13 protein-coding genes and 1 tRNA gene are annotated in these 16772 nt (G+C 71.5%); 6 read left to right on the forward strand and 8 right to left on the reverse strand.

The annotated features are described in order from the left end of the window. The first annotated feature begins 8 nt into the window (after positions 1-8). Positions 9-533, forward strand: coding sequence for a GNAT family N-acetyltransferase (locus ASF27_RS12605; protein WP_056267051.1), 525 nt, complete (start codon positions 9-11; stop codon positions 531-533). A gap of 290 nt (positions 534-823) precedes the next feature. Here ASF27_RS12605 and ASF27_RS12610 read toward each other — a convergent pair. The 4 genes from ASF27_RS12610 to ASF27_RS12625 all read right to left on the reverse strand — a co-directional run bounded on the left by ASF27_RS12610 (position 824) and on the right by ASF27_RS12625 (position 6204). Further along, a tRNA-Arg gene (locus ASF27_RS12610) sits at positions 824-900 on the reverse strand. 223 nt (positions 901-1123) lie between these two features. Further along, complete coding sequence (locus ASF27_RS12615) at positions 1124-2077, reverse strand: MBL fold metallo-hydrolase (RefSeq protein WP_082479061.1); 954 nt, start codon at positions 2075-2077, stop codon at positions 1124-1126. Between the two features lie 179 nt (positions 2078-2256). Continuing rightward, the gene (locus ASF27_RS12620; RefSeq protein ID WP_244481004.1) at positions 2257-3501 is read right to left on the reverse strand and encodes a murein L,D-transpeptidase family protein; all 1245 of its coding nucleotides are present in this window, start codon (positions 3499-3501) and stop codon (positions 2257-2259) included. 156 nt (positions 3502-3657) lie between these two features. Further along, positions 3658-6204: an ABC transporter transmembrane domain-containing protein gene (locus ASF27_RS12625; RefSeq protein WP_056360592.1), complete on the reverse strand. Its 2547-nt coding sequence runs from the start codon at positions 6202-6204 to the stop codon at positions 3658-3660. Positions 6205-6698: 494 nt separating this feature from the next. Between ASF27_RS12625 and ASF27_RS12630 the strand changes: the two genes are divergently transcribed. Beyond that, the gene (locus ASF27_RS12630; RefSeq protein ID WP_082479063.1) at positions 6699-8855 is read left to right on the forward strand and encodes a TonB-dependent siderophore receptor; all 2157 of its coding nucleotides are present in this window, start codon (positions 6699-6701) and stop codon (positions 8853-8855) included. A 9-nt stretch (positions 8856-8864) separates the two neighbouring features. Here the strand turns inward: ASF27_RS12630 and ASF27_RS12635 are convergent, their stop codons facing one another. Beyond that, the gene (locus ASF27_RS12635) at positions 8865-9269 is read right to left on the reverse strand and encodes a 4-oxalocrotonate tautomerase family protein (protein ID WP_056361028.1); all 405 of its coding nucleotides are present in this window, start codon (positions 9267-9269) and stop codon (positions 8865-8867) included. Between the two features lie 101 nt (positions 9270-9370). Here ASF27_RS12635 and ASF27_RS12640 point away from each other — a divergent pair, with 101 nt between their 5' ends. Beyond that, the gene (locus tag ASF27_RS12640) at positions 9371-10219 is read left to right on the forward strand and encodes a LysR family transcriptional regulator (protein ID WP_056303787.1); all 849 of its coding nucleotides are present in this window, start codon (positions 9371-9373) and stop codon (positions 10217-10219) included. 30 nt (positions 10220-10249) lie between these two features. Here ASF27_RS12640 and map read toward each other — a convergent pair whose 3' ends face one another. Then, entirely contained in the window at positions 10250-10999 is a 750-nt protein-coding gene (gene map / locus ASF27_RS12645) for a type I methionyl aminopeptidase (RefSeq protein ID WP_056176411.1), read from the reverse strand. Between the two features lie 283 nt (positions 11000-11282). On the opposite strand from map, the gene ASF27_RS12650 reads away from it, so the two are divergent. Both ASF27_RS12650 and ASF27_RS12655 read left to right on the forward strand, forming a co-directional pair. Further along, positions 11283-12098, forward strand: coding sequence for a class II glutamine amidotransferase (locus ASF27_RS12650; RefSeq protein WP_056360594.1), 816 nt, complete (start codon positions 11283-11285; stop codon positions 12096-12098). 554 nt (positions 12099-12652) lie between these two features. Beyond that, positions 12653-13387 (forward strand): sigma-70 family RNA polymerase sigma factor, encoded by a 735-nt coding sequence (locus ASF27_RS12655; RefSeq protein WP_056176406.1) that lies wholly within the window; start codon positions 12653-12655, stop codon positions 13385-13387. 139 nt (positions 13388-13526) lie between these two features. Here the strand turns inward: ASF27_RS12655 and ASF27_RS12660 are convergent, their stop codons facing one another. Together ASF27_RS12660 and ASF27_RS12665 are read right to left on the reverse strand one after the other, a co-directional pair. Further along, positions 13527-15485, reverse strand: a complete 1959-nt coding sequence (locus ASF27_RS12660; RefSeq protein WP_056267059.1) for a YgiQ family radical SAM protein — start codon at positions 15483-15485, stop codon at positions 13527-13529. Positions 15486-15756: 271 nt separating this feature from the next. Further along, a complete protein-coding gene (locus ASF27_RS12665) occupies positions 15757-16053 on the reverse strand; it encodes a hypothetical protein (protein WP_056176401.1) in 297 nt (98 codons plus the stop codon). Positions 16054-16320: 267 nt separating this feature from the next. Between ASF27_RS12665 and ASF27_RS12670 the strand changes: the two genes are divergently transcribed. Next, positions 16321-16731 carry a DUF1236 domain-containing protein gene (locus ASF27_RS12670; RefSeq protein ID WP_056176398.1) on the forward strand — a complete coding sequence of 137 codons (411 nt, stop codon included), beginning with the start codon at positions 16321-16323 and terminating at the stop codon, positions 16729-16731. The last annotated feature ends 41 nt before the right edge of the window (positions 16732-16772 follow it).

Below are 16772 nucleotides of genomic sequence, written 5' to 3' on the forward strand. Positions count from 1 at the left end.
TGACGGAAATGAAACACGCCGGGCGCAGCGCGGATGTCGGCATCCGCGCCATGCGCGACACCGACATGCCGGGTCTGTTCGAGATCTACAATCAGCCGGCCTTCCGCCTTGGAACGCTCGCGCTGCCCTACGAATCGTACGAGACGGTCAAGGCCTGGGCGGAGCCGCGGTCTCCGCGGGACCTCCATCTCGTCGCGGATCTGTCGGATCGCGTCGTTGGCGCGGCGGCGCTGCGCCCGTTTTACGGGCGGCGGGCGCATGCGGCGGAGTTCTGGATCGCCGTCCATGCCGATTTCGCCGGGAACGGGATCGGCTCCCGCCTGCTCGCCGCGATCATCGACACCTCGGAGCAGTGGCTCAACGTGACCCGGATCGAAATGACCGTGTTCACCGACAACGCGCCGGCGATCGCCCTCTACAAGAAGTTCGGGTTCGCGATTGAGGGGACGCACCGGGCGGCGAGCTTTCGCGATGGCGTGCTCGCCGACGCCTACTGCATGGCCCGCCTGCGGCCCTCCCCCGCGGCCGGATGAGCCGACCGTCGCGGGACGCGGCAGCGGCCGAACGGAGCGGCCGATCCCGCCGCGACGGCACGCGCATCCCCGCGGTCGCGCGCGAACCCGATCGCCACGAGCGCAAGCCTCCGGACAGATGGAGCATCGAGGACGGAACCGAGCGGGCAATCTGCCGAAGGCCCGGGATACGAGCCTGGCGCACGCCGTGACGCGTCAAGCCGCACGTCGGGTTGCTCGCGTTCCATATCCGAGTTGGAGGCTTTGGTCGGCAACGCGGCCTCATGGGCTCGCTCGCTGCTCGATGTTGTTGGCGCGCCCGAAAGGATTCGAACCTCTGACCCCCAGATTCGTAGTCTGGTGCTCTATCCAGCTGAGCTACGGGCGCGTGCCGGGCCGGTGGGTCTCAGAGGAGACGTGCCGGCCGCGAGCCGGTGTTTAGAAGCTCCCTTTCCGGCTGGCAACCCCTTCCGGACAAGTTTTGCGGGCAAAGGATGCGGCGGCGGCAGGCGGGGTGAATCCGGGCCGGAAGGGCTGGTTGGCCACACCCCGCGGGACGGGCGGAAGGTCCCCGCGGGACAGGCGGAAAGCCCCCTGCGGGACGGCCAGCCCTACGGGACGGCCGCGAGGGCGGGGGCCGGGCGGATGGGTGCGCCGCGGCCGAGCCGGGGCGGGAGGACGATCTGTTGGCGCTCGCGGGCGATGAAGCTCGTCGGCATGACGGCCTGCATCTCCGCCTCCATGCGGCGCAAGGTGTCGTCCGTGTGGCACGGATGGAGGTGGATGATCGCCAGGGCCTCGACGCCGGCGGCGCGGGCGAGCTCCATGCCCTTCTGCCAGGTGGAATGGCCCCAGCCCCGGCAGACCGGGTACTCGCCCTCGGTGAACATGCCGTCGTAGACCATGAGGTCGGCCCCGCGCACGAACTCGAGGAGCGCCGGGTCGGGCCAGGGATCGGAATGCTCGATGTCGCTGATGATGCACAGGCGCCGGCCGGCATGATCGAAGCGGTAGCCCACCGACCCTTGCGGATGGTTGAGCAGGATGGTGTCGACCCGCGCGCCGTCGGCGAAGGCCAGGGTCTCGCCGGCGCGGAAGCCGTGATGCGCGAAGCGGCACGGCAGCACGTCGAGGCTCACGGGAAACAGCGGCGGGGCGAACAGCCGGTCGAGGGCGGCGGCGGCACTCTGTCCGTCGAGGTTGCCGCACCAGGTGTTGATGGTGCGGCCGGCGTCGAGCACCACGGGCTTGAAGAACGGCAACCCGGCCGTGTGATCGAGGTGGAGGTGGCTGAACAGGAGGTCGATGTCTCCCGAGAGGCCGTCCCGGTGGTGCCGGCCGCAGGCGTTCAGGCCCGAGCCCGCGTCGAGGAGGAACAGCCGCTCGCCGTAGCGGATCTCCATGCACGGCGTGCTGCCGCCGAACTCGACGTAGTCCGGCCCGCTGACCGGGGTGGAACCGCGCACGCCCCAGAAGCGTAGGGAGAGGCCCTCGTCCGATCGAACGAGGCCGTCGTCGGGCTGGGTGAACCCGTTCTGCGCGTGCGACCCGTTCGAGCGTGTCATGGTTCGCTTACCAATTGCCCCGATCCGCCTCGGGCCCGAGGGCCGCCTTCGACCTGCGCGACCGTAGGGTCGCTGGTGGCCGCGGCCGAGAGTGTGCCAGGATTGAAGTGGAACGAGTCTGAGGTAAGCAGCCCCTCGGACTACCGATGTGCGGGTTCGCACATGGTCGGGCGCCGGTTTCAGCGCCGGGCGAGATACGCCGGACCGGCCGAAGATCCTGAGGTGGTCGAAGATCCTGAGGTAGTCGAAGATCCCGAGGTGGTCGAAGAACCGGGGCCGGCCCAATGTCCGGGCGGGGCGAGCCCGGCGGTGTCCCGGTCCATCGCATTCAGGCGCGCGAGGCCCTCGGGCGGCGGCAAGGTGCCGGCAAGGCTGGCCCGCACCAGGCGCGGCAGGGCGTCCGCATAGGCGGTGAGCAGCGGCCCGAACCGCGCCGTCGCGGCCGGCCGCGACAGGTTGGCCGTGCGGGCGAAGGCCATGCGCAGCTCCGGCCCGGCCCAGCGCGACCACACGGCCTCGGCGACGACCACGCGGGGGCGGGCCGGGATCGTGACCACTTCCAAGCCCGCATAGGCCAGGGCCTCGGGCCGGCTGACCTCGCCCAGCGACCCGCCCCGCGCGGCGTGCGCCGCCCAGAACGCGTGCTGCCCGCCATCGGAATAAGTCGTGCGCACGGCCGCACTCCCATCCTCCACCGCCTGGGCGATGCGGCCCTCCTCGTCGGCCCGGTGGGCGGCGACGCGGGCCTCGCGGACGGGGTCCCGGTCCGGTGCGAAACTGTAGCGGCCGGCGACCACGCTCACGGCGGGCTCCTCGCCCAGGGCCTCGAACCGGTCGGAGCCGACCTTGAGCTGGCGCCAGAAGTCGATGTTCGGGTCGGTGCGGTGCCGGGCCATGTTCTGGGCCGTCATCCGGAACGGGTAGGACTGGAACTGGAACGCCGCCTGCCCCCCCGCGAAGGCCTCGCGGGCGATGGCGTAGATCTCGCCCACCACGGCGTCCGTCATGGCGAAGCAGCCCATGGACGAACACACGCCGTGGACCATCACGGCCGAGCCGGTGGAGCCGTGGGCGCGGTCGTAGGCGTTGGGGTAGCCGACGTCGAAGGAGAGGTAGTAGCTCGAATTCGGGTTCATCTGGCGCTGGGGCACCGTGTAGAACCCCTCCGGGGTCTGGCGGTCGCCGGTCTTGCGCTTGGGGCCGAGCTGGCCCGACCAGCGGCAGATGGGAAAGGTCTTCACGTGGACGAAGCGGCCGGACCCGGCCCGCTTCCACACCTCGATCTCGCTCTCCTTCTTGTAGGCGCGAAACAGCACGGGCGCCTGGGCGGTGGTGCCGCGCGCCTGCATCAGCGCCAGGGTGGCGGCGGGGATCGGCGCGAAGGCCTTGCCGGTGGCGGCGAGGGCGGGCGCGGCGAGGCTCATCGCAAAAAGTGCGGCCCAGAGGAACGGTCGAAGGGGTAAGACCATGCGCGGCCCGAGGATGGAGCGACCCGTCCGGCGCGGATGCCGTGCGATCAATCTCCCTTGCGTATCGCATCCCATTGCGGCCGCAAGTGGGGGATTTTTTCCCGGTACTCCCTACCCCGCCACCACGGTGTTCCGTTCCACCCGCAGCACGGTATCGAACGGCGCCGCCCCATCGAGCACGCCGGCGTCCGGCAGGCACACGATGAGGCCGCGGCCGGCGCGGGCGGCGCGCAGGGCCGCGAGGCGGGGGCGGATCTCCTCGGGCTTGCGATCCTCCAGCGCGATGGCCACCACGGCGATGTCGGGGCGGCGCACGAGGCAGCGGGCGAGGTCGATGGCGATGCGCTCGCGCGGGCCGATGGCGTTCTCGCCGAGATTCGCGCCGCCGCCGCCCATCCCGGGCTCGACCCGGCTGTCGAGGCCAAGGCGGTAGACCGTCGGCTCCAGGCCCTCGTCGGCGAGCACCCGGCGCACCAGGGCGCGCACCCGCGCCTCGGCCCCGGCCTCCTCGCCGTTGATGCGGCCGAACAGGATGTTCTCCTCCAGGCTGGCGGCGGCCGTGAGGGTGGTGGGATCGTAGAACTCGACGCTGTCGCGGAGCGAGGGCGGCATCAGCCGGGCGAAGGAATGGCGCGCGGCGACGATGCGGGCCTCGAAGGCGGCGTCGACGAGGCCGAGGCGGTGACGGGTCTCGCTGTAGCGCAGCGCCAGGCCGATGAGGCGCTTGCGGTCGCGCTGGCCCGCCGGCCCGCGCCGCCAGCCCTTGGCCTCGGGCATGCGCGCGACGAGATCCTCGAAGAACCCGCGCTCGGAGGCCGGAAACAGCGAGAACGCGTCGAACAGCGGATGGTCGTCGGGCAAGTCCGAAAAGATCTCGCCGAGGCTGCGGGCCACCTGCAGGCCGACCTCGGCCAGGGGCCGGACGAGGTCCTCGGCCTCCAGCACGGCGCGCAGGTACGGGTGGGCGGCGATGCGCTCGGGCGCGAAGGCCGGTCCCACGGCCTCGCCGAACAGGATGTTCTCGCCGACCGTGGCCTGGTGGTTGTAGCGGGCGGGGTCGAACGGCTCCACGAGGCGGCCGGCCTTGTCGGCGGCGAGCGCCGCCCGCACGGCGTCGCGGGCGGCCACCACCGCACGGGCGACGGCGGGCTCGGCCCGCGGATCGACGGTGCCCTCGAGGCCGCGGGCGTACACGATGGCGTCGAGGCCCGTGAGGGCGAGGATCGCCCGCAGGTCGTCGGGCTCGCCCTCGGCGGCGTGGAGCGGCGCCGCGCCGTACAGGATGTTCTGGCGCAGCGACCCCTCGACCAGGATGGCCTCGGCGCCGGCGAGCGCGATGCGCCGGGCGCGCTCCTCGGGCGCGAAGGCGCGCAGGTCCGTCCCCCCGTAGGTGACGGCCCCGGCCGTGGGTTCGAGCTGGCCCGCCAGCAGGGCGGCGAGCGCCCGCCCGCCGCCGCCGCGCTCGCCCAGGATCGCGACGTGGCCCGGCATCGCGACGGTGAGATCGACGGCGGCGAGGCGCTCGCCCGTCACCGGATCGTAGGCGCCGACCCCCTGGGCGCTCAGGGCTCCGCCCTCGGGAAAGGCGGCGAGGCGGGCCGGACGCGGCGGGGTGCGGGCCTCGAGGGCCGGCAGGGCCTGGGCGATGCCCCGGAAGGTCGCGAGCAGGTCGCGGTGGACCGTGTGCAGGTGAAGGGCGACGGCGAGCGCCACCACCGCGAGGGCGAAGCCGCCGCCCGCCGCCACCAGGGCGCCGGGCGCGACGGGCGCCCCGTCGCGCCACAGGGCGACGGCGACCACGATGGCGGGCAGGAGGATGCCCAGCGCCATGGAGGGCGCGCGGGCGGAGGCGAGGGCCGATTCCGAGCGCTCCAGATGGGTCCGGGCGGCCTGCCCCTTGGCGGCGAGGCGGGCGCGCTCGAAGGCGGCAGCGCCGTGGGCCCGCACGGCCGGCATGCGGCGGATCAGGTCGGCGAGCGCCCGCTCGAAGGTGGCGCCGGAGCGCAGGCGCAGGGCCGTGCGCGCCCGCATCCGCCGTTGGATCAGCGCGCGGGCGAGGCCGGCGGCCAGCAGCCCCACGGCGACCGTGGGCACGAGGCGGGGCGCGGCGAGCCAGGCGAGGCCCAGCGCCAGGAGGGCGGTGCCCAGCGCCATGGCGGGCACGAGAAGGCCGAGGCCGAACAGGGTATCGATGCGGGCGAGGAGATCGCCCACGGACTGCGCCACCGCGCGGGCGTCGTCGCGGGCGGCGGGGGGGGCGCGCAGGATCGCCTCGGTGACGCGGGCGTTGAGGCGCTCCACCGTGCGGCTCTGGGCGACGAAGCACAGGCGGGCGACGCCCCAGCCGAGGGCCGCCGAGGCCAGGGCCGCGCCCGAGAGCAGCACGAGGGCGAGGCGCACCCGCTCGGCCGGCGCCAGGGGCCAGCCCGCGAAGAGCACGAAGGCCCCCTCCCCCGGCGGGCGCCACGGCAACAGCGCCGCCACGCGCAGGAACGCGTCGGCGTGGTCGGGCGCCGCCACCAGGACGCCGACGAGGTCGCGCAGGCACAGGAGGGCGAGGAGGGCGAGGGGGCCGCCGAGCCCCAGGGTGAGGGCGATGGCGGCCCCGTGTTCCGCCGGCGCGGATCGCCAGGTGAAGACGATCGGCTCGCGGTCCATCGGCATCCTTCGCGTCCCGCCCCGCGCGCCGGAGCCTCGGCGCCGGCTTAGAGGATCGGGACGATGGGTGAAAGCGCGGGGGCGCACGTCGCGGCGCAGCCCCGGCGGGCGAACGGCACGTCGACGGTCTGACCGCCCCTGCTGCGGCGCCCCGGCCAAGGATCGCCCAGGGGTTTCGGGGCACATCCGGTCGCGAGGGGATGGCCGGAACGGGTTCGCATCGCGATCCCCCATGGTTCGCCGCGCGGCCCGGAGGCGGATGATCTAGGCGAAGACAAACTTTATCTGCTACCTTTCGCGGAAGACTTGAGGAAGGCGGGTTGTTTTTAATTATTACAATTCTTGTTTGTTGAATTATTGTCACATCTCGACCATCACGGATTAAAGTCCGGAACCTTTTGTGCCTCACCCGCTTGCGGCCTCCCCGGTGCGGGTGCTCAACGGCGGCGTTGACGGAGCGCCGGGGCGTCCGCCGCAGGTCGGAGGGGGACGCGATGCCGAAGGTCTACGGGGATGGATGGCTGCGGGTCGCGACCGTTCTCGGCGGCCTGACGCCGCTCTGCGTGGCCGGCGCCGTCGCGCAGCCCGCCGGTGTGCCGGAGGAGGTGGCCCTGTCGGAGCTGTCCGTGGCCGGCTCCGGCCTCGGCACGGGCGAGCGCGCCACCGGCCCGGTCTCGGGCTACCGCGCCAGCCGGTCGGCCACCGCGACCCGGACCGACACCCCTTTGCGCGACACGCCCCAATCCGTGCAGGTGGTGCCCCGCGAGGTCATCGAGGACCGCCAGGACGTGCGGCTGTCGGATGCGCTGGCCAACGTCAGCAACGTCCAGCCCGGCGGTACCCTCCAGGGCCGCTCGGACACCTTCCTCATCCGCGGCTTCCGCACCCAGACCTACGCCGTCGACGGCGTGCTGTTGAACCAGGCCAACAACTTCCTCTCGACCCAGCGCGACCTCGCCGACGTCGAGCGCATCGAGGTGCTGAAAGGCCCGGCCTCCGTCCTCTACGGGCGCGGCGACCCCGGCGGCCTCGTCAACATCGTCACGCGTCGCCCCACCCTGGCGCCGTCCGGCGACCTCACCGTGCAGGGCGGCAGCTACGGCTTTGCGCGGCTCCAGGGCTCGGTCTCGGGGGCGCTGCCCGGGACGGAGGGCTTCGCCGGCCGGGTCAGCTTCGCCGCGCAGGACGACCCGACCTTCCGCAACTACGGCGACGACCGGAGCAATTCGCGCTTCTTCGTCGCCCCGGCCTTCACCTGGACGCCCACCGCCGACACCCGCGTTGAGTTCCTGGCCGAGATCACCCGGCAGGATACGCAGTACGACGAGGGCTTGATCGCCCGCAACGGCCGAGTGCCGCTGGACGACATCGCCCGCTTCTACGGCACCACGAATTCCCGCTACGCCGGGGCTTCGAACTTCGCGACCCTGCGCGTGGAGCACGACCTCACTCCGGACGTGACCCTGCGCCAGATCGTCAACGTCCAGTCGGGCTCCTTCGACGTGTTCGCGGCCCGCGCCACGGCGGTGAACCCCGCCGGCACCCTGGTCACGCGGCGGGGCTCAATCGTCAATTCGGACTTCGCGTCCATCGACACCCAGTCCGAAGTCGTGGCGAAGTTCGACATCCTCGGCCTGCGCCACACCTTCCTGGCCGGCTTCGAATACACCAACGGCTACCGCCGGCCGATCTCGCAGCAGACTGCCGCCACGACGACCACGAGCTTCCTCAACCCGGTGCCGCGCATCGCCTACGGGGCATTCACGTTCCAGAGCGACCTGAAGCAGCGCAACGACCTCTACGGGGTCTACCTGCAGGACCAGATCGACCTCGGCGCCGGCCTGCAGCTGCTGCTGGGCACGCGCATGGATTTCGGCAGCCAGTTCTTCTTCAGCCGCACGCCGACCTCGCGCACGGTGCCGCCCGAGCAGGAGCTGTTCGGATTCTCGCCGCGCGTCGGCCTCGTCTACCGCCCCGTCGAGCCGCTCACCCTGTACGCGAGCTACACGAACTCGTTCAAACCGCAGACCGACAACGTGCTCGGCGCCACCAATCCGCCGCCCGAAACGGGCGTGCAATACGAGGTCGGCGCCCGCTACGACCTCGTTCCGTCCCTCCTCACGATCAGTGCGGCCGCCTTCCGCATCGAGCGCCAGAACGTGTCCGCCGCCGATCCGGTCAACACCGGCTTCTCGGTGATCACCGGCGCCCAGCGCTCGGAGGGCGTGGAATTCGACATCGCCGGCGAGATCCTGCCGGGCTGGAAGATCATCGGCGGCCTGGGCTACCTCGACGCCAAAATCGCCCGGGACACCACCTTCGCGGTGGGCAACCGCCTCGTCGGCGTGCCCGAGTTCAGCGCCAGCCTGTGGTCGACCTATCAGATCCCCGACGGCCCATGGCGCGGCCTCGGCGTCGGCTTCGGCGCGACCCATGTGGGCGCGAGGTTCGGCGACCTCAACAACAGCTACAAGGTTGGCGCCTATACGCGCCTCGACGCGGCTTTGTTCTACGATTACGAGCGCTACCGCTTCGCCATCAACGCCCGCAACCTCACGGACGCGCGCTACATCGAGCAGCCGTTCAACCAGTTCAACAACCAGCCGGGCTCCCCCCTGACGGTGCTGGCGACCATCACGGCGCGGATGTGAGACGGGGCGCTATCCCGGGTGGGCGGCGGCCCAGCGGGCATTCTGGGTGCGGCCGCCGTAGCCGTATGCGTCGCCGTTGACCGCATGCACGAACGCGTAGCATTCCGAGTGCAACGGGCCGATCAACCTTTCCATGCCGGCGAAGGCCGCCTGGACGAACGCGGTGGTCTCGGCCTTCGTGTTGGTCCCGGCCGTGATCTTGATGTCGAGCCAGAACGCCGACAGCCCCGCCTCCGTCGGGCGCCGTCCGGCGATGAACCACCCCTGCGGATCGGCCTCCTCCACCAGCACGGCGGTGACGTCCGGGTCCTTGCCGAGCCGCTCGGCGCCGAGGCGGGTCGCCAGCCGGGCGATCTCGGACCTCAGATTCTCGCGCGGCGATGCGGTGACGTAGCGGACGGTGATCATGGGCATGGGAGCCTCCTTGGGCTTCGGGGTGCGGAGGAGACTTTGGCCCTGTTCGCGTCGGCGCAGAACGCTATGATGCACACGCGTCATCATAGCGGTTCGATATCATGCTCGACCTCGTTTCCGTCCGCCTGTTCATCCTCGCGGTGGAGTTCGGCAACCTGACCCGGGCGGCGGAAGCGGCCGGAACGGTGCAGCCGGTGGTCAGCACGCGCCTCAAGGCGCTCGAGGCGGCCCTCGGCCGCAAACTGCTCGACCGCACGCCCCGCTTCGTTCGGCCGACGGAGGACGGCGTGGCCTTCCTGGCCAAGGCACGGGCGCTGATGGCGGCCCACGACAGCGCCGCGTGCTTCGACGACGCGCCGACCATGCGGTTCGCCATCGGGGCGAGCGACCACGCCCTCGGAACCGGCCTGGAACACGTGATCCGCCACGTCCGCGCCGCCCTCCCGTCGCGCAGCGCCCTCGAGCTGCGCAGCGGGACCTCCCTGCAGGTCCGCGCGGCGTTCGACGACGGCGACCTCGATGCGGTGATCGTCCGGCGGGAGGCGGGCGGCGCGGAGGGGGAGGTGCTCGGGCTGGACCCCCTGGGCTGGCGATGCGGGGACGACGACGCCCTCGCGCAGGACCGCGCCGTCCCCCTGATCACCCTCGGGCCGGCCTGCGGGGTGAGGGCCGTCGCCGTCCGGCGTCTCGACGCGGCCAACCGCCCGTGGCGGGAGGCCTTCATCGGGGGCAGCTGCAGCGCGCTCCTGGCCGCCGTGCGCGCGGGGCTCGGCGTCGCCCCCATGGGGGCCGTCGCCTCGGGGCGCATGGGCGACGTCGGACCGCGCCTCGGCCTTCCCGACCTGCCGCCCTCCGAGATCGTGATGCTGGCACGCACCGGCTCCCCGACGGCCGCCGCCGCGGCCCGCGCCCTCGACGCCGCCGTCCGGACCCTGCTGCGGGAGGCGTGACGGGCCGGACTCCACCGACCTGAGCGCCCCCTAACCCGGCACGGTCAGCACCACCGGCCCGTTGCGGGTGGCGACGACGGTGTGTTCGTACTGCACCGTGAGGGCGCGGGGGCGGCTGTAGAGGGTCCAGGGGTCGTCGCCGTCCTCCGCGAAATCGGCGCCCAGGGACAGGAACGGCTCGACGGTGAACACCAGCCCCTCGCCCATGATCCGGCGCTCGGAGGCGTCGGGCCAGGTGGCGATCTCCTTCGGCTCTTCGTGCAGGGACAGGCCGACGCCGTGGCTCGCGAGGTTGCGCACCAGGGTGTAGCCGTTCTTCTTCGCGAAGGCGCCGACCGCCTGCCCGATGCCCGAAAGCGGCTTGCCCGTGCCGACCTGGCGCAGGCCGGCCCACAGCGCCCGGCGCCCGTCCCGGCACAGGCGTTCGACGGCGCGGGTCACCGGCGGCACGGCGAACGACGCGCCGGTGTCGGAGAAGGTGCCGTCCTTCTCCGCCGAGACGTCGATGTTGACGAGATCCCCCGGCGCGATCCGGCGCGCCCCCGGGATGCCGTGGGCGATCTCCTCGTTGATGCTGATGCAGGTCGCCCCGGGAAAGCCGTAGGCGAGCTCGGGCGCCGGCCGCGCGCCCGCGCCGGCGAGGAACGCCCGCCCGATCCCGTCGAGTTCGGCCGTGGTCATGCCGGGCTCGATGGCCCGGCCCATGGCCTCCAGGGTGTTGGCGACGATGCGGCCGATCCGCTTCAGCGCCTCCAGCTCGTCGTCGCTCGACACCGTCATGCGGTTTCCTCATCGCGGAGCCGGACGCGGCTCGGGGCAGGACGGTTCTGCCAGCTTCGGGGGAGCGGGCCAAGAATGCCGATTCCCATGCGGGAGCCGCACCGAAAGCCGGTCGGCCTGAGGATGGCCTGCCCCCAAATGCGAAATCCGGCTTCCCCGGGGCCACGGGCGGACCAATATAGGTTAGACCGCGCAACCGGTTCCGCCGGCCGTCCGTTTCCGCCTGCCTGCGTCCGCCCGCTCCGCCCCGCCGCCCGTCCCGACCGGAACTCCCCGAAATCCCATGTGCGAACTGCTCGGCATGAGCGCGAACGTGCCCACCGACATCCGGTTCTCCTTCGCCGCCCTGGCGCGGCGCGGCGGCGAGACCGGCCCGCATGCCGACGGCTGGGGCATCTCGTTCTACGAGGGACGGGGCGCGCGCGCCTTCCACGAGCCGGAGCCGAGCGCGCAATCGGAGCTGGCCCGGCTCCTGCGCCGCACCCCGATCAAGAGCCGCATCGTCATCGCCCACGTGCGCAAGGCCAATCGCGGCCGGGTCAACCTCGAGAACACCCACCCGTTCAGCCGGGAATTGTGGGGCCGGCGCTGGACCTTCGCGCATAACGGCCAGTTGAAGGGTGTGAAGAAGTGGCCGCTGACGTGGTTCAAGCCCGTGGGCTCCACGGACAGCGAGCACGCCTTCTGCTGGATGCTCGACCAGCTGCAGCAGCGCTGGCCCGACCTGCCGAGCCTGGCCCGCCTCGACCGGGCCGTGGCGGATCTGTGCGCCGAACTCCACGGATTGGGCGTGTTCAACATGCTGCTCTCGGACAGCCGCACCCTCTACGCCCATTGCGGCAAGCGCCTGTGCTACCTCACCCGCTGCGCCCCCTTCGGCACCGCCACCCTGGTGGACGAGGATTGGCGCGTCGATTTCGCGCAAGAGACCGGCACGGACGACGTGGTGACGGTGATCGCCACCAAGGCGCTGACCCGCGACGAGTGCTGGACCGACGTCGAGCGCGGCCACGTGCTCTCGCTCCGCGACGGCGCCGTCCGCATCCTCAAGCCCGGCGGCCGGGCCTCGGCACAGGTGCCCTCCCCCTGCGGCTGCTGAGCGACTCTTTTACAGGACCAGCCCTTGGCCGGTCCCAACGGCGGATGGCGCGCCGAAGAGGTGTTCGAGCGCGGTGCGTAGGGCCCGCCGCGCTCCCTCTCCTTTCGGGCGGGGCGATTGCTCCCTTCGGTCAGGGCGATTGCATATGCCGTTTGGGACCGTTTGAAGTCCCGCCCCGCTTTGTCATCCCGGGGCCGCGGAGCGGAACCCGGACCCCGGAGACACGGGTTTGGCCAAGTCTTGCTCTGCCGGCGGCTCTGGATTGCACGCCTCCGGCGCGAATCTGGATTCCGGGTTCGCCTGCGGCGCCCCGGAATGACGCAGATGGTCGAATGCGATCGCCCAGCCTGGACGGAGAGGAAACCCACGCTGCCCGCGCAAGGCATCGGACCGCGGGGCTGTTGATGTGGACGATGGCGCAACCCTGACGGTTGCGGGCCGGGATGCGTGGCCGGGCGGGATGCGCTACAACGCGTCCACACGACGGGCGTCGCGCGTGTTGTCTTCCACGCGCCGGACGCTCTCCCCCGCGATCGACCAGAATACGACGAGCCATGACCCGCGACGCGATCGACACTGCCGCCGACCTCGACACCGCCGAGGATGCCCGCCCGAACCTGTCGTCCAACATCCGGACGCATCTCGGCGAGCACCTGCGCACGGTCTACGACCGCCTTCCCACGGACGAGCAGCCGACCCGCTTCGCCGAACTCATCGAGAAGCTCGAAGCCGCCCTCAAGGCGCGCGGCGAGGCCATCGAGCCCGAGTTCCGCAACGGATTGCTCGCCGCCGTGCCGTCGTTGCGCGCCTTCGCCCTGTCGCTGACGAGCAACCCGGCCCGCTCCGACGACCTCGTGCAGGACACCCTGCTCAAGGGCTGGCAGCACCGCGCCCGGTTCCAGCCGGGCACCAACCTCAACGCGTGGCTGTTCACCATCCTGCGCAACATCTTCTACTCGGACCACCGCAAGCGCGTCCGTGAGGTCGAGGACCAGGACGGCTCCTACGCCGCGCGGCTGGCCACCGCCCCGCACCAGGGCGACCGCCTCGACGTGGAGGACCTGCAGACGGCGCTGGGCAAGCTCCCGCCCGACCAGCGCGAGGCCCTGGTGCTGGTGGGTGCCGAAGGCGTCTCCTACGAGGAGGCCGCCGCCATCATGGGCTGCAAGGTCGGCACGGTGAAGAGCCGCGTCAGCCGCGCCCGCGGGCGCCTCGCCGAACTCCTCGGCTACGACGAGGAAGACCTGTCGTCGGACCGGCTGATCCAGTCGGCGATGCCGAAGGACTGACGCGCCGCCCGGATCGAAGAGCGGCCCGGATCGAAGAGCGGCCCGGGGCGGAGAACCGCCCCGTGGTCGCCCGCGCTTTGCCGTTCCCAGGTTTGCCGTCCCGGGAACGCCCGCAGCGGCCGATGGCCGGGTGGGCCCGTCACTTCCCCAGAGGTACGCCCTTGGTGGTGAAACGCGGCGCGCCCGGGTGGCGCCCGGGTCGCGGCTGGCCTTGCCCCTTGCCGCCCGCCTTGCCCAAACCCGTTCCCGGCGGCTGCGCGAGCGGGATGAGCTGGTCCGGCCGCGGCCCGATGAGATCGGCGCGGCCCATGGCCCGCAGCGCCTCGCGCAGCAGGGGCCAGTTCTCGGGGTCGTGGTAGCGCAGGAACGCCTTGTGCAGGCGGCGCTGCCGCATCCCCTTGATCGCGTCGACGGGCTCGCTGCCACCGCGCCGCACACCCTGCAGGGGATTGATCTCGGTGTGATACATGGTCGTGGCCGTCGCCATGGGCGAGGGCAGGAACGTCTGCACCTGATCGGCGCGGTAGTCGTTCTTCTTCAGCCAGACGGCGAGGTTCATCATGTCCGCGTCGGTGGTGCCGGGATGCGCCGCGATGAAGTACGGGATCAGGTAGTATTTCTTGCCGGCCTTCTTGGCGGCGGCGTCGAACATCTCCTTGAAGCGGTCGTAGGTGCCGATGCCCGGCTTCATCATCAGGTCGAGGGGCCCGCGCTCGGTGTGCTCGGGCGCGATCTTGAGACGGCCCCCGACGTGGTGGGTCACGAGTTCCTCGACGTATTCGGGGCTCCGGACCGCCAGATCGTAGCGCACGCCGGAGGCGACCATCACCTTCTTGACGCCCTCCACCTCGCGGACCTTGCGGTAGAGGCGGATCAGGTCGTCGTGCGAGGTGTTGAGGTTCGGGCAGATGTCCGGAAACACGCAGGACGGCAGGCGGCACGCCGCCTCGATCTTCGGGTCCTTGCAGGCCATCCGGTACATGTTGGCCGTGGGGCCGCCGACATCCGAGATCACGCCCGTGAAACCCGGGGTCTTGTCGCGGATCAGCTCGATCTCGCGCAGGATCGAGCCCTCCGAGCGGTTCTGGATGACGCGGCCCTCGTGCTCGGTGATGGAGCAGAAGGTGCAGCCGCCAAAGCACCCGCGCATGATCGTCACCGAGAACTTGATCATGTCCCAGGCGGGGATCTTCGCGTCGCCGTAGGCGGGATGGGGCGCGCGGGCGTAGGGGAGGTCGTAGACCGAATCCATCTCCTCGCTGGTGAGCGGGATCGGCGGCGGGTTCAGCCACAGGTCGCGGTCGCCGTGGCGCTGGACCAGGGGGCGGGCGTTGCCGGGATTGGCCTCCCGGTGCAGCACCCGCGAGGCGCGGGCATAGGCCTCCTTGCAGTCCTTGACCTCGTCGTAGGCGGGGAGCCGGATCACGGTCTCGCCGGGGCGGCGCATGGCGGCCTCGTCGGCCGAGTCGAGATCGTCGGCGGGCAGCTCCGTGTAGTGCTCGGGCACCCGGCGGAACAGGGCGACGCCGCGGACGGAATCGAGCTCGTGCGGCTTCGCGCCGGCGGCCATGCGGTTCGCTACCTCGACCACGGCGCGCTCGGCATTGCCGTAGAGGAGGAGATCGGCCTTGGCGTCCGCCAGGATCGAGCGGCGCACCTTGTCAGACCAGTAATCGTAGTGGGCGATGCGGCGGAGCGACGCCTCGATGCCGCCGAGGATGATCGGCACGTCCTTGTAGGCCTCGCGGCAGCGCTGCGTGTAGACGATGGTCGAGCGGTCCGGGCGGGCGCCGCCTTCCCCGCCCGCCGTGTAGGCGTCGTCGCTGCGCAGGCGCCGGTCCGCCGTGTAGCGGTTCACCATCGAATCGAGATTGCCGCCGGTGACGCCGAAGAACAGCGTCGGCCGGCCCAACACCTTGAACGGCTCCGCCGATTGCCAGTCGGGCTGCGCGATGATGCCGACCCGGAAGCCCTGCGCTTCGAGCAGGCGGCCGATGATGGCCATGCCGAAGCTCGGATGATCGACATAGGCGTCGCCCGTAACCAGGACGATGTCGCAGGCATCCCACCCGAGCCTGTCCATCTCGGCCCGGCTCATGGGCAGGAACGGCGCCGCGCGTCCGGGGCGCGGCGGCTTGCAGGCGAGGGGCGCCACGGATCGGCTCGCGGACGCCTGCAGGGGGGACGCCTGGAGGTGGGAAGTTTCGAGGTGGGAAGCTGGGAGGTCCATGGGATCCGTGCATAGACCGCCGAGGCCGCGAGCTCAACGAAGCGCGCGGGGCGCCGCGCCTTTCACCCGGCGGGACCGGCGACCGTGCCGGATCACGCCGCCTCCGGCCCGTCCCCGAACCGGTGCGGCGGATCCGAGATCAGTTCCGCGCGCCCTGGGAGGCGCCGATGCCGCCCAGCCCGATGCCGGTGTTGGCGCTGCGGCCGGACCCGCCGCCCATGTTCCCCATGCCGCCGTAGAGGCTGCTGACGCCCTGCCCGCGCAGGATGCCGGTGGGATCGCGCCGGGTGTTGCGACGCGGACCCTCGATGACCTGCTCGGGCGCCTGGTAGGTCGGCGCTTGGCTGAGGGCGTTCCAGGTCCGGGATTGTGCGGTGGCGCCGCTGGTCCCGACGACGAGGAGCGGCGCGGCGATGAGGAGGGCGGCAAGACGCATGTGATGCTCTTCTGTGCGAGTGGACTATTAAATAATCAACGTCCCACCCAGACAGCCTAATCCGCAGGCTTAACTGCTCAGCGAGTAAGCATCGTGCCTTCCCACACATCACCGACACGGACATCGTCGCGGCTCGGGATGATCGCCCCGAGTCTCCCACGGAAGGAGACGGGATTTCACCGCATCCCTTTCGGGGGGTCGCACGTTGAGGCCCCGAACCCGCGGTGCTTCACGGCGTCGCGGGACAGCCTTTCGGGAGACCCGACCATGAATCTCAAGACTCTTCTCGCCGCTTCGGTGCTTGCCCTCAGCCTGCCCATGGCCGTCCAGGCCCAGGGCCTCGTGCGCGGGGCCGAGCGCGGCGCCCAGGACGGCGCCGATGCGGCCGGCCCCCTCGGGGCCATCGTGGGCGGTGCCGTCGGCGCGGCCACGGGCACGGTGGGCGGCATCCTCGGCATCGACGACCGTCCGCGCTTCCGCCAGTACGTCACCCGCGAGCGCCGCTCGTCCTACGCCTATGACGGCGATGTCCGCGTCGGTACCGTGCTGCCGAGCGCCGGCGTGACCTATTACGACGTGCCGGACGAGTACAACGCCCGCGACTCGCGCTACACCATCGTCAACGACCGCCCGGTCCTGGTCGACCGCAGCCGCCGGATCGTCGAAGTCATCGACTAGGCTTGAACCGTCCTCTGACCTGATCGTTCGGCCTAGCCGGA

It is taken from the genome of Methylobacterium sp. Leaf102 (assembly GCF_001422425.1).
GTDB lineage: Bacteria > Pseudomonadota > Alphaproteobacteria > Rhizobiales > Beijerinckiaceae > Methylobacterium.

Coding starts and splice junctions, on each gene's coding strand:
- ASF27_RS12660 (WP_056267059.1), bottom strand. CDS start 15,485: ATGAGCCGGGCCGAGATGGACAGGCTCGGGTGGGATGCCTGCGACATC.
- ASF27_RS12620 (WP_244481004.1), bottom strand. CDS start 3,501: ATGAGCCTCGCCGCGCCCGCCCTCGCCGCCACCGGCAAGGCCTTCGCG.
- ASF27_RS12670 (WP_056176398.1), top strand. CDS start 16,321: ATGAATCTCAAGACTCTTCTCGCCGCTTCGGTGCTTGCCCTCAGCCTG.
- ASF27_RS12650 (WP_056360594.1), top strand. CDS start 11,283: ATGTGCGAACTGCTCGGCATGAGCGCGAACGTGCCCACCGACATCCGG.
- ASF27_RS12630 (WP_082479063.1), top strand. CDS start 6,699: ATGCCGAAGGTCTACGGGGATGGATGGCTGCGGGTCGCGACCGTTCTC.
- map (WP_056176411.1), bottom strand. CDS start 10,999: ATGACGGTGTCGAGCGACGACGAGCTGGAGGCGCTGAAGCGGATCGGC.
- ASF27_RS12655 (WP_056176406.1), top strand. CDS start 12,653: ATGACCCGCGACGCGATCGACACTGCCGCCGACCTCGACACCGCCGAG.
- ASF27_RS12640 (WP_056303787.1), top strand. CDS start 9,371: ATGCTCGACCTCGTTTCCGTCCGCCTGTTCATCCTCGCGGTGGAGTTC.
- ASF27_RS12625 (WP_056360592.1), bottom strand. CDS start 6,204: ATGGACCGCGAGCCGATCGTCTTCACCTGGCGATCCGCGCCGGCGGAA.
- ASF27_RS12665 (WP_056176401.1), bottom strand. CDS start 16,053: ATGCGTCTTGCCGCCCTCCTCATCGCCGCGCCGCTCCTCGTCGTCGGG.
- ASF27_RS12635 (WP_056361028.1), bottom strand. CDS start 9,269: ATGCCCATGATCACCGTCCGCTACGTCACCGCATCGCCGCGCGAGAAT.
- ASF27_RS12605 (WP_056267051.1), top strand. CDS start 9: ATGAAACACGCCGGGCGCAGCGCGGATGTCGGCATCCGCGCCATGCGC.
- ASF27_RS12615 (WP_082479061.1), bottom strand. CDS start 2,077: ATGACACGCTCGAACGGGTCGCACGCGCAGAACGGGTTCACCCAGCCC.